This window comes from Rhodospirillaceae bacterium, assembly GCA_018660465.1.
Classification (GTDB): Bacteria; Pseudomonadota; Alphaproteobacteria; order Rhodospirillales; family JABJKH01; genus JABJKH01.
This window is the reverse complement of the sequence record JABJKH010000122.1, coordinates 1-12,862: the sequence shown is the minus strand read 5'-3', so window position 1 is coordinate 12,862 and position 12,862 is coordinate 1. Positions and strand designations below refer to the sequence as shown.

The 12,862-nt window shown below is 51.2% G+C and carries 13 protein-coding genes; all 13 read left to right on the top strand.

Annotated features, from left to right (window positions below; translation table 11 throughout):
- Positions 1-403 precede the first annotated feature (403 nt).
- The 13 genes from HOM51_20270 (at position 404) to HOM51_20210 (ending at position 12,755) form a co-directional block, all read left to right on the top strand.
- Positions 404-934 (top strand): PAS domain-containing protein, encoded by a 531-nt coding sequence (locus HOM51_20270; GenBank protein ID MBT5036855.1) that lies wholly within the window; start codon positions 404-406, stop codon positions 932-934.
- Between the two features lie 63 nt (positions 935-997).
- Positions 998-2,158 carry a methyl-accepting chemotaxis protein gene (locus HOM51_20265; GenBank protein MBT5036854.1) on the top strand — a complete coding sequence of 387 codons (1,161 nt, stop codon included), beginning with the start codon at positions 998-1,000 and terminating at the stop codon, positions 2,156-2,158.
- Between the two features lie 524 nt (positions 2,159-2,682).
- Positions 2,683-3,972: an NCS2 family permease gene (locus HOM51_20260; protein ID MBT5036853.1), complete on the top strand. Its 1,290-nt coding sequence runs from the start codon at positions 2,683-2,685 to the stop codon at positions 3,970-3,972.
- A gap of 12 nt (positions 3,973-3,984) precedes the next feature.
- Complete coding sequence (locus tag HOM51_20255) at positions 3,985-4,311, top strand: YnfA family protein (protein MBT5036852.1); 327 nt, start codon at positions 3,985-3,987, stop codon at positions 4,309-4,311.
- Between the two features lie 186 nt (positions 4,312-4,497).
- On the top strand, positions 4,498-5,742 hold the full coding sequence (locus HOM51_20250; protein MBT5036851.1) for a nucleoside:proton symporter: 1,245 nt from the start codon (positions 4,498-4,500) through the stop codon (positions 5,740-5,742).
- Positions 5,743-5,745: 3 nt separating this feature from the next.
- Complete coding sequence (locus HOM51_20245; GenBank protein ID MBT5036850.1) at positions 5,746-6,480, top strand: sulfite exporter TauE/SafE family protein; 735 nt, start codon at positions 5,746-5,748, stop codon at positions 6,478-6,480.
- A 51-nt stretch (positions 6,481-6,531) separates the two neighbouring features.
- Positions 6,532-6,942 (top strand): glyoxalase, encoded by a 411-nt coding sequence (locus tag HOM51_20240; protein MBT5036849.1) that lies wholly within the window; start codon positions 6,532-6,534, stop codon positions 6,940-6,942.
- Between the two features lie 33 nt (positions 6,943-6,975).
- Entirely contained in the window at positions 6,976-8,445 is a 1,470-nt protein-coding gene (locus tag HOM51_20235) for a sulfatase-like hydrolase/transferase (GenBank protein MBT5036848.1), read from the top strand.
- Positions 8,446-8,791: 346 nt separating this feature from the next.
- Positions 8,792-9,823: a tripartite tricarboxylate transporter substrate binding protein gene (locus tag HOM51_20230; GenBank protein ID MBT5036847.1), complete on the top strand. Its 1,032-nt coding sequence runs from the start codon at positions 8,792-8,794 to the stop codon at positions 9,821-9,823.
- A 92-nt stretch (positions 9,824-9,915) separates the two neighbouring features.
- Positions 9,916-10,362, top strand: coding sequence for a hypothetical protein (locus tag HOM51_20225; GenBank protein ID MBT5036846.1), 447 nt, complete (start codon positions 9,916-9,918; stop codon positions 10,360-10,362).
- A gap of 42 nt (positions 10,363-10,404) precedes the next feature.
- A complete protein-coding gene (locus HOM51_20220) occupies positions 10,405-11,934 on the top strand; it encodes a C4-dicarboxylate ABC transporter permease (protein ID MBT5036845.1) in 1,530 nt (509 codons plus the stop codon).
- 109 nt (positions 11,935-12,043) lie between these two features.
- Positions 12,044-12,439: a response regulator gene (locus tag HOM51_20215; GenBank protein MBT5036844.1), complete on the top strand. Its 396-nt coding sequence runs from the start codon at positions 12,044-12,046 to the stop codon at positions 12,437-12,439.
- Positions 12,429-12,755 (top strand): hypothetical protein, encoded by a 327-nt coding sequence (locus tag HOM51_20210; GenBank protein MBT5036843.1) that lies wholly within the window; start codon positions 12,429-12,431, stop codon positions 12,753-12,755. Before HOM51_20215 ends, HOM51_20210 begins: the two co-directional genes overlap by 11 nt.
- Positions 12,756-12,862 lie beyond the last annotated feature (107 nt).

Here is a 12,862-nt window from a genome sequence, read left to right as displayed (position 1 = left end):
GCTAGCTTAAAAATAAGACGAGGCCCTTGAAATATTTCGGTTGTATATAATTTTATTGTTGAGAACTAAAAGTAGCTAAAAATTACAACGCTTGTCACAATTTGTAATATCTTGAAACTTGACAGAATACCCGTTTAGCATGACCTTAATTTATATGCGGATATGCCTAATTTCATATAAGTCTATCCCACCAGCGTACCGAATAATTTAGAATTACAATAATAAATAATTGACCTATCTATCGCGCAATATTTTACACAGCTTGACTGTTTAGGTGGGTAAAGGCGCAGACCTAATTTATAAAATTTGGTGCGGAGTTATTAGGATGAATTCGCGACATTAAACTCTGACGCGACCTCAATTCGGGAGAATAGAACTCTATTTTATAATTCGGAGCAATTTTATGGCCAGCAATGACTTAAGTGTGACAGGTGTTGAACGCTTCTTTGAAGACGGTGAAATTATCGTTAGTAAGACTGATCTTAAAGGACGCATGACCTATACGAATGATGTGTTTTTAAAAATTGCCGGCTTTACCGAACGAGAGTGTTTCCAACAACCCCATAGTATGATCCGGCATCCCGATATGCCGCGCTGCATCTTCAAGCTCTTGTGGGATACCTTGCAAAATGGGCAGGAGATTTTTGCCTACGTGGTTAACAGAGCAAGAAATGGTGATCATTATTGGGTTCTGGCGCACGTGACGCCAAGCTGGGATACATCTGGAAATATCACCAGCTATCACTCAAACCGTCGCGTGCCTGATCGAAAGATCGTAACGGAATCTATAATTCCTTTGTACGCTCAGCTCTTGGCTGAAGAGAAGAAGCATTCCAATAGCAAGGAGGGCATGGCCGCATCCACCGGAATGGTTGTGGATCTCCTAACTCAGAATAACTTGGAATACGACCAATTCATCGCCGCTAACATGTAATGACTTCATGGCTAAAATTATTCTGGTTTGAACACGTGAGCAATTAATTAAACGGAGAAAAAAATGTTTGGAAGCGAAAATAAGGCCGCTATTTCAAAGGCATTGAAGGTGTGTGAAGCAGTTGCGGAGGGAGATTTCGAAGCCCGAATTTTGGATATTACGGAAACGGGAGAAGCGGCCCAACTGCTGAATGCCATCAATCGACTTATCGACAAAACCGATGCATATGTTCGCGAATCGACCGCGTGTTTGGACTATGTCAGCCGTAATAAATATTACCGCAGAATTGTTGAAAAAGGCATGTCGGGAAGTTTTCTAACGGCAGGCCGGGCGATCAATACGGCAACCCAGGCATCCCAGGATCGAGTTGAAAGTTTTACTGACCTGGCAGGCAGTTTTGAAATGAATATGGCAAATCTTGTTGATACCATGACCTCAACAAAATCAGACCTTCAGTCTTCTGCAAAGACGATGACATCGACGGCAGAAGACACTTCCACTAAATCTACTGTTGTTGCTGCGGCAGCCGAAGAGACATCGGCAAATCTTCAGACTGTTGCGGCCGCGACAGAGGAATTATCAAGCTCAATCTCTGAAATTAGCCGTCAAGTTGTAGACTCCAATAAAGTCGCACAAGACGCGGCTGATGAAGCCCAAAACGTTAATGAGGAGGTGAAAGGGCTCGCCGAACGGGCAACCAAAATTGGCGAAGTCGTTTCCATCATTACAGACATTGCAGAACAGACCAATTTACTCGCCTTGAATGCGACCATCGAGGCTGCGCGTGCTGGCGATGCTGGCAAAGGGTTCGCGGTGGTTGCATCCGAAGTGAAGAACTTAGCCAATCAAACAGCCCAGGCGACGGAAAATATTAGCGCTCAGGTCGGGGGGATACAAGGCGCCACCCAAACAGCGGTTGATGCAATTCTCAAGATTACCCAAACCATTAACAAAGTGAGTGAAGGCTCTACGGTAATAGCCGCCGCTGTTGAAGAACAGGGTGCGGCAACACGGGAAATCGCTCGAAACGTTGAACAAGCTTCCGGCGGCATGCAAGAAGTGACGGTCAATATTTCAGGCGTATCAAATGGCTCTCAGGAGGTTGGTGAAAAAGCGTCCTTGATGCTTAATCTTGCTGGTAATTTGACAGATGTTTCTGACAATGTTGAAGAACTCAAAGGCGAATTTGGCGAGTTTATTATAGAACTTAAGAAAACCGGCTAAGGTTGACATCAACCCCTAGGGAGTCTTCCCCGGTTTCAAGGGACTTAAAGGGGTCGGTTTGGCTGGGGCGAGCGGTTTTGATGAAAAGCCACCGTCCCAACTTCTCTTGGATTTTGCCGGAGACATCTTCTCTGGTGTGATCTGATTTCTGGGTCCGCGGCCGTCGCGGAAAAATTCAATCTGTTTCCACTCATTCTCTTTGGTCATTAGCCATGTCCGGCCCATGGCCGAATCGATTAATATTATTTTGGTTTTACTGGGCGCTATAATACGGTATCGCCCGTCGTCTTCGGTTGCTTGAACCGGAAAAGTGCATAGCATAAAGGCCGAAAATAGAACAAAAATGCCCACAGATTTCATAATCTTAAGTCCCTACCAAGGCTGAATCACCTAGATGATAGGCTTGCTGGTGTTAACGAGCAGTAAAAAGAGATGCCTAATTTGTTCGCTGATTTGAAAAGAGGCGTAAACTGGTCCAAGTTTGTCAAATCGGGCGATGACGAGGTGGAGACATGGGGGGCGGCATGCTGGACAAATTTTTTCGTTTAAGCGAACACGATACCACAGTTGGGACAGAGGTGCTGGCCGGGCTCACCACCTTTCTGACCATGGCCTATATCATCTTCGTTAATCCATCGATCCTGGCGAAGGCGGGGATGGATCAGAACGCTGTGTTTGTCGCGACCTGTGTGGCGGCGGCCATCGGCACCCTGATCATGGGGCTTTACGCCAACTATCCTGTGGCGATGGCACCCGGCATGGGGCTGAACGCATTTTTCACCTTTGGTGTGGTCGGTGGCATGGGGCATACGTGGCAGGTCGCCTTGGGAGCTGTTTTTCTATCGGGTTTGATATTCTTGGGCCTCAGTATTCTTCCTGTGCGGGAATGGATCATCAATTCGATCCCCAAATCGTTGAAACTCGCCATCGGTGCGGGCATTGGTCTTTTTCTGGGCATGATCGGATTTCAAAGTGCAGGCCTGACGGTTGATCATCCGGCGACTCTAGTTGATGTGGGGAAACTGACCCAACCAACGGTTTTGTTGGCAGCCCTTGGGTTTGTGCTGGCGGTCGTGCTGAGTGTCAGGAAAGTGCCGGGGGCGCTGATCCTGTCGATCCTGATTGTCGCGGCTATTGGATGGATCACCGGGCTCGCAACCTTCAATGGCATCGCCGCAATGCCACCTGACCCCTCGCCGACATTCCTGCAAATGGACGTGAAGGGCGCGATGGATGTGGCGTTGATCTCAGTGATTTTCGCATTCCTGTTTGTTGATTTGTTCGATACCGCAGGCACCTTGGTCGCCGTCGGCCTGCGGGCGAAATTGATTGGCGAAGATGGCAAGCTGCCACGCCTCGACCGCGCCTTGATCGCCGACAGCACCGCGACTGTCGCCGGTGCCGTCATGGGCACTTCAACCACAACCAGCTACATCGAAAGCATCGCCGGCATCAACGCCGGCGGACGCACGGGCCTGACCGCCGTAACCACCGGAATTTTATTCCTGGCCGCTTTGTTCTTGGCCCCGCTCGCAACGTCCATCCCCGCCTTCGCGACAGCGCCCGCGTTGATCTTCGTTGCCTGCTTGATGGTGCAGGGACTGGCAGACTTGGAATGGGACGACTTGACCGAAGTCGCTCCCGCTGTCATCACCGCCATCGCTATGCCGTTTACTTTTAAGATCGCCGACGCCATCGGCATGGGCTTTATCGCCTTTGCGGTGATCAAGCTGGCGACGGGAAAGTCCGACCAAATCAACGCTGCTGTCTGGACCATCGCCGCCGCCGCAGTCGCGAAGTTTATTTGGCTCTAAGGGAATACTGCCGTGCAATCAGTCCTGTTTTACGCCGCCGCCGCCCTCGCCGAAATCGCCGGCTGCTTCGCCTTCTGGGGCTGGCTTAGACTGGAAAAACCAATTTGGTGGCTGATCCCCGGCACCCTCAGCCTGATCCTCTTCGCCTATCTCCTCACCCGCATCGACGCCCAATTCGCCGGGCGGGCATTTGCGGCGTACGGAGGGGTCTACATCGCCGCGAGCTTGGTCTGGCTGTGGGCTGTGGAAGGGCGGATGCCGGATAGATGGGATGTGACGGGCGGGGCGATTTGTTTGGTTGGGGCTGCGGTTATTTTGTGGGGGCCGAGGGGTGTTTAGTGGGAGCTTTACTCAGCGTCCTTCGAGACGCGCTTTCAGCGCTCCTCAGGATGAGGATTTACGTTTTGTTCCAACCGATTTTTATATTAACCCAAATATAAACCTCATCCTGAGGAGCCGCGTGAGCGGCGTCTCGAAGGACGCTGAGTGGAGTTCCCTTGTTAGTGGCGGTAGGCAAGCTCGCGCATGAGCACCCTCCAACCCCTCCTCGGCCTAACCCTCCTCCTCGCTCTTGCCTGGACCCTCAGCGAGGACCGGGCCCGTACACCTTGGCGGACGGTTATCATTGGCGTTGGTTTGCAGATCACGCTTGCGGTTCTGCTTTTAAAACTCCCGGCCTCTCGCGAAGTTTTCCACGCCATTGGTGCGGGTGTGCTTGCGTTGCAGGACGCGACCAAGGCGGGGACTTCTTTGGTGTTTGGGTTTGTTGGCGGCGGGGTGTTGCCGTTTAAGGAGCCTTATCCGGGGGCAGCGTTTGTGTTGGCGTTTCAGGCGTTGCCGTTAATCTTGGTGGTGTCGGCGCTGACGGCGCTGTTGTATTACTGGCGGGTGTTGCCGGTGGTGGTGCGGCTGTTTGCGCGCGGCTTGGAAAAGTCATTGGGGATTAGTGGCGCGGGTGGCGTCGCGGCTGCCGCCAACGTCTTCGTCGGCATGATCGAAGCGCCATTGTTCATCAAACCCTACATGGCGAAGTTAAGCCGCAGCGAAATGTTTCTGGTCATGACGACGGGTATGGCGACCATCGCGGGGACGGTATTGGTTCTATATGCGAGTTTTCTCTCTGGCGTTATTCCTGATCCGGCGGGGCATTTGGTGACCGCGTCTTTGATCAATGCGCCCGCCGCCATTGTTGTCGCCAAGTTGTTGATTCCGGGGGATGACGCTCTGGGGCAGGAATTGGAGATGCCCAAGTCCGAGGCCACGAGTTCCATCGACGCCATCACGCGGGGTACTTTCGATGGGGTGCAAATCCTGATCAACGTGATTGCGATGTTAGTGGTGCTGGTCGCGTTGATCTCTTTGGCGAATATGATTTTGGGATTGTTGCCGGATGTGGCAGGGGAGCCGTTAAAACTCGAACGCGTTCTCGGCTGGATCATGGCGCCGGTGACGTGGTTGATCGGAATCCCTTGGGCCGAGGCACAGACGGCAGGTGGGTTGATGGGGGTGAAAACAGTCCTCAACGAACTCATCGCGTACTTTCAGTTTTCCCAACTCCCCGCCGATGCGCTGAGCGAGCGCTCGAAAATTATTATGACTTATGCGATGTGTGGCTTTGCCAACTTCGGCAGTCTCGGCATCATGATTGGCGGCCTCGCCTCCGTCGTGCCTGAAAAGCGCCAAGAGATCGTTGGTCTGGGGATGAAGTCGATTTTATCAGGCACACTGGCAACGTTAATGACAGGTGCCGTCGTGGGGATCGTTTATTAACCCATGACGGAATTTTCATTTGGAATAGAGATGGCCCTGGCGGTGGCAATTGTCACGGCGGGCGGGATTATTCGCGGATATACAGGGTTCGGTACCGGGCTGGTCATGGCACCGTTGTTTACGCTGCTGTGGGGGCCGGTGGAGGCGGTTGCGACCACGGTTGCGCTCGGCACGATCTCAACGGTTCAGTTGACCCTTCCGGCGTTGCCTTTGGTAAAGTGGCGCGAGGTCGGGCCCTTGATAGCCGGGGTTCTGCTGGTTGCACCGTTTGGGACTCACCTGTTGCTGACAGTTGACCCTGGTGTGATTAAACAGGTCATCGCCGCGGCGGTGTTGTTCTTTGCGTTGATCATGTTATGCGGATGGAAATACAAGGGTCCCCGCGGCGTCGGTCCCAGTATTGCGACGGGATGCATCGGTGGATTTTTTAACGGCATCGCCGCCGTCGGGGGCGGGGTGTTGGTGCTCTATCTGATGTCACTGCCGGACAATATGAGAACGCAACGGGCAAATATTGTGATTGCTGTTGGTGTTTTGCCTCTGATCGTATTTCTCACCATCGCGATTTCGGGGGCCATGACCCAGCAAATTTTTCTAAACGTGGCGATCCTCGTGGTGCCAGCCTTACTCAGTGTTTGGGCGGGGTCACGGTTATTTGGTTTTCTACCGGAAAGGGCTTTTCGGCTGACGGTCCTATGGACTCTGATTATCATCAGCGGGGCAATGCTGGTTGCATGATCTTGGTTGCTAAATTAATTTCATAAAATTAATCAACTCAGAGGAAGCAAAATGCCCCTGAAGAAACTCGATCACTATTCTATTCGGACTTTGAAATTGGAAGAGTCCAAAGATTTTTATGTGGATGTCCTGGGAATGACGGTGGGTGACCGGCCTGACTTCGATTTCCCCGGCTATTGGCTTTATGTCGATGGCCTGCCGGTTGTCCATTTGGTGGGCATCGATCCGGATAATCCGCAGGGGCTGATCGATTATCTTGGCGAAGTCGATGTGGATGACCTTGATAGCAGCGGCACCTTGGATCACGTCGCCTTTGTTGCGTCGGACCCAGACGGATTTAAGAAACATTTGGAACAGAAGTCCATGCCATATCGTGAACGTGACGTGCCGGGCATGAACCTTTATCAAATATTTGTAGACGACCCGAACAAGATCAGTGTTGAAGTCAATTACTTCAATTAGGTTGACCTGATTATTAAATCTACGGAGACAAAAATGCGCCCAACCAACATGCTAATCCTCATGGCCGATCAACATAACCCGAAGATGCTTGGCTGTCGCGGGCACGATTGGGTGAAGACGCCGAATTTGGATGCGCTGGCCGGGCGCGGAATTCAATTTGACTACGCCTATACCAATTCAGCGCTTTGCGTGCCAGCGCGGGCTGGGTTCGCAACCGGGCGCTATCCGCACGACACCAAGTGCTGGGACAATGCCATAGCCTATGACGGCCGCCAGCCAAGTTGGGGCCACAGGTTGCAGGCCAACGGCAACGAAGTCGTCTCTATCGGCAAGCTGCATTACACCAACGAAGACGACGACACCGGCTTCGATGAACAAATCTTACCGATGCACATCAACGGCGGGGTCGGGGACCTGCACGGGTCTATTCGACCGGACCTGCCGGTCCGGGTTCAGGGCCGCCAGTACGTTGAAGAGGTCGGGCCGGGTCACACGAAGTATCAAGATTATGACGCCGATATCACCAGCGCCGCGTGCGATTGGCTAAAGGGGAAGGGCGAAAGTACGTCGGAAAAACCTTGGGTGTGCTTCGTGTCGCTGATCGGGCCGCATTTTCCCATCATCGCACCGCAAGAATACTACGACATGTATCCCTTGGATGAGTTGCCGCCGTTCAAGCCGGCGGACGAAGACCTCTTCGAGAACCATCCCTGGTGGCAGGCGTTTAATAAGAGCTTTATCTACGAACAATTCTTCCGCGACGATGAGCACCGCCAGATTACCTTGGCGTCTTATCTCGGGCTTTGCACTTTCATGGACGCGAATATGGGCAAGGTCATCACGGCGCTAGACGATGCGGGACTAACCGAAGACACGCGGATCATTTACACCAGCGATCACGGCGACAATATTGGTGCACGGAGGCTGTGGGGGAAATCGACCATGCACGAAGAATCAACGGGTGTGCCGCTGATCATGGCAGGCCCCGATATTCCAGAGGGGCAAATGTCCGAGACTCCTGTATCATTGGTCGATTTTTTCCCAACGATCTTGGAAGGTGCGGGTGCCCCAATGGGAGAGGGGGATGAAACGCTACCGGGCGAATCGCTGCTTCAAATCGCTGATGCAGGCGATGATGCGGAACGGGTCGTCTTCGCTGAATACCATGCCGCGGGCGCGATCTCTGGTGCCTATATGATCCGGGGCGGGCGCTATAAATATATTCACTATGCGGGCGGATATGACCCTGAACTCTACGATATGGAAATTGACCCCGAAGAAATGGACAACGTGGCGGGTGATCCGAACTACGCCGATGCCCTTGCGGCGATGCGAGAATGCTTGACCGATATGCTTGACCCGGAAGCGATTAATGCTGAAGCCTTGGCCGATCAGGCGGCGCTAATTGAGAAACACGGCGGTGCAGAAGCACTGATTGCTAAAGGAGCCGCCAACAATACTCCTGTGCCGGGTACGGAGCAGGTTGTCATCAAGCCTGAGTAAGCTCACCTCTGCATAACGGTGCATGCTGTAAACCGGTTTAAACAAACCAGTTGAAATCTATCGGTGCACTCCATAAACTTTCGTATCAGCGAGCAATGCTGCCGCGCTTAATACCTGAAACTTCAGGTCATTGAGGGAACGAATTTGGTACCAAAACCAAATCTTTGTGGGTCGGCGGTTTATGTTGCTTGAGTTAGGAGGGAGGCACAAAGTTCAATCAATACAACGCCTTATGATCTTGCGTGGCGCCAGTGCCTGCCCGCTCAAGGAACCTGCGAAATTAACCTAAAACGTGCCTCGCCAATCGCGGCTGGCCGTAAATTGATCAAAAACAAGGAGAGATTTAATGGGAGATAAGACAGTGAAATCCAAAAAGAAAGACGGCGTCAGCCGCCGCCAAGTCCTGAAGGGTGCTGGTGTCGCAACGGGTGCCGCCGCTGTATCATCAATTTTCACCCGTCCTGCGACGGCTGCTAAATTCCCGAATAAGCCGGTTAAGCTGGTTGTGCCGTTCGGTACTGCTGGTGGTTCCAACCGCACGATGCGCTTGATGGCCCCGTATATTGAAAAATACCTTGGGGTGCCTGTTCAGGTCATCAACATCAAGGGTGCTGGTGGCTGGGTTGCTTGGGACCAACAGTCCAAGTGGGATCCGGTAAAAGACGATCACATGCTGGGTACGGTCAACTTCCCGCATGTCATGAGCTTGCTCGATCCCCGCATGAAGCGGAAACAGACGCTCAAGTCATTCAATTTCATTGCTTGGCAGTCGCTTGATCCGTGCCTCTGGGCAGTCAAAGAAGGTGATCCCCGGTTCTCGACATTGAAAGAGTTCCTAGCTGTTGCGGCGAAGAAGCCAAACGGCCTCGTCATGAGCACGACTGCGGTCGGTTCCGACGATCACATGGGCATTGCCTATGCTGAGAAATTCTTGCCGAACTTCAAAGTCCGCAAAGTCTATGCGAACTCTGATGGCAAGAAAATCGGTGAAGTCGTTGGTGGTCACACGGATGCAGTCGGTGGAAACATCGGTTACTACGTGCCGTATTTCACGGACGCTAAATTACGCGCGATTTGCGTTCTTGGGCACGAGCGTTCACCGAACTTGCCCAATACACCGACGTTCAAGGAAGTCACGGGCTTGCCGAACGTTGTGTATGCCGGACGTGTCTTCTCTGTTGCTCCTGGGCTACCGAAGGAAAAATCGGACGTGTACGTCGCGGCAATCAAAAAGGCCATGAACGATCCCGAATACCAGATCAAGGAACTCAAAAATAAGAATCCGTTGGTCTATCGGGATGGCAAAGAACTTCATGACGCCATCGCCGAAAATGAGAAATTCGTCAACAGCGTGAAGTACTGGGAAGACGCAAAGTAAGGCTTTCCAAAATTAATTATGGGTCTCGTCTCAAATTTGGGACGGGACCCATTTTCTTCATTAAAAATTCAATCGAAAATTGGTGTTAGCGTATGACTAGAGCATGGGGCGAATTTATTTCCCAAGCGGTAATTATTTCATTTTGCTGCTGGGTTATATGGATGGGGCAGGATTATTCCTTTGGTGGTAATTTGCAGTCTAACTTCGCTGCCTATGGTACGTTGCTTTTGTCATTGATGGTAGTTTACCAAACGTATCGTGATCGTGCCAAGGAGTTGGCTGCGAAGATTGAATTCGATTTCAGCTACTTCGGTTTAAAGGCCTGGATCATGGCCATTGCCGTCGTTGCCTACGTATTTTTGATCTTGTTTCTAGGCTATTTTACCGCAACAGGGGTCTATTTGATTGCTTCGACGTACCTGACGGGTCTTAACGATTTGAAACTAGTCGGGATTACGGCGGCCATTTTGATTCCTTTAATGTACGGATTTTTCGAAATTTTTCTTAAGGCAGGCCTGCCCGAGGGCATCTTAATTTAGCAAGCCTGATCGCATATTGATTTAACGAGGAAGAAGCACACAATGTTCGAAGACTCCCTACAATACGCCCTGCTTGCCGTTTCTTGGCAGAACTTTGGCGCCATGCTCCTCGGTGTTACGATCGGCCTCGTCATCGGCGCCATTCCCGGGCTTAGCCCCCCTATGGCGATTGCACTTATGATCCCGGTATCCTTCGGCATGCCGCCGGCAACGGCGTTGATCATGCTGGTTTCCGTATATGCAGCGGGAATTTATGGTGGGTCGTTCTCGGCTATTTTACTGCGAACACCTGGAACCTCGGCCTCGGCTGCGAGTGCGATCGAGGGCTACGAGATGGTCAAACGGGGCAAAGCCATCGAAGCCATTAGAATTTCAACGTTTGCTTCGGTTGTTGGCGGCTTAATCAGTGGGTTCGTGCTGTTGTTGATGGCACCGCCCCTGGCCGAAATATCGCTCTTGTTTGGACCAGCGGAATACTTTGTGACGGCTCTATTAGGTCTGACGGCAATCGCGGCGGTTGCGACGGGTTCGATGATGAAGGGGATGATGTCCGGCTTGCTGGGCCTTTATCTCAGTACGGTTGGTATTGATATCAATTCTGGAATTCCCCGTTTCACAGGGGATATCGTCGCTTTAGAAGGGGGAATCGGAATCCTTCCGGCAATTATTGGTCTCTTTGCATTTGCTCAAGGAATGGAACTCTGCGAGGGCGATCCTCGGGCGAATATCGCGGGTGTCAAAAAGCTGAGTTGGAACATCTGGCCCAAGTTCTCAGAAATTTATATACTTCGGTGGTCGCTGGTTCGGGGCTGGTTTACGGGCCTTGTAATGGGTGTCATTCCCGCTGCTGGTGGCTCTATCGCGCAATGGATAGCCTACAACTGGGAAATTCAGTCAGCGAAACCCGGCGACAAGTTTGGTGAAGGTGAACCAAAGGGACTGGCAGCAACTGAAGCGTCAAATAACGGTGTTACGGGAACATCGCTTGTACCGATGTTTGTGCTCGGAATTCCAGGCGGGATTTCGGCTGCCGTTATACTCGGGGCCTTGTCGATCCATGGATTTCAACCGGGTGAACGGCTGTTTCGCCTCAATCCGGAAGTAGTTTATACGATCATGTGGGGCTTTATTATCGCCAATTTATTGATGGGCTTCCTTGCCATAATTTTAGCCAGAATGATGGCCTATTTGACCCTATTCCCCAAGGGCGTTATTGGGCCGTTGATCTTGATTTTTAGTGTTGTTGGTACCTATGCCGGCACCAACAACATTGCGGAAATTTGGATCATGATGGTCTTCGGCGTGGTGGGCTATGGGATGATCAAATACAATTATTCTCCGGCGGGTGTTTTGTTGGGAATAATTTTGGGTCCAATAGCCGAAACCGGGCTGCGTGACCTGATGACCGTATCGAATGAGGCACCGATTAGCTTCGTCTTCAACACCGAGGAACCGCGGTGGATTTCGATTACGATCATCGTCTTGATCGTTATTGCGATTTATTACGCAATGAAGCCGAAACCCTGGGAGGAAGAAATCGAGGTCGAAGGCGCCAGCCGTATTGATGACTAATATTTCTATTGAATAGGTGCGCACGAATAACCAATTAGCAGGATAGGCATTGTTAGGGGCACTGCATTCCCTTAGACAGCTGTTTTAATTATTGTTCTTTGGGAAAATTATGGCAGAAAATTCCTTAAACAGAATATTTTTAGTTGAAGATGATCCTGATATTCAGGAAATCGTGCTTATGACGCTCAAGGATCTAGGTGGATATGCTGTCGATATCTGTAGCTCTGGGCAGGAAGCTTTGGATAAGATCGTGGGAATCCAGCCAGACCTTATCCTGCTTGATGTTATGATGCCGGAGATGGATGGCCCAACAACGTTAAGGGCCATTCGAGCGATGTCCGAAGTCAAAGATACCCCAGTAATTTTCATGACCGCTCGTAGCCAAACCCATGAGGTAGCCGAGTATATGGAATTGGGCGCGATTGATGTCATCCGTAAGCCCTTTGATCCAGTTACCTTGTGTAATCAGATAGAAAATATTTGGGACCGTTATAATGCCGCATGATCCACCACTAAGTTTGCAGGATAAAGTTCGCCTTCTACGTGAGCGCTATGCAAACTCAGTTGAGGAAAAGCTTATTGAAATAAGCGCGGCGTACGACCGATTGGTCGGCGAAAAGGAAGGCGACGACTTAGCAGCAGCAATTGATGGTTTGGCATCCCCTATTCATAAAATGGCGGGATCAGCACCGACATTTGGCCTTGCTGAATTAGGCGAAACAGCTGCTGAGTCGGAAGAATTACTCATATTGTACAAAGGAAATCCGGATGGGTTTTCTAATGAGCAAGTGTCTAACGTCAGCGCCTATGGAACAAATTAGCGGGATTGCATAAGAGAGGATTTTTAGCTCATCGTAGTGACCGAAGGGAACGAAGATGAGACAGAAATCGCAGACACGTCAGACGGGTGCAGCCAAGGCAATCAAGG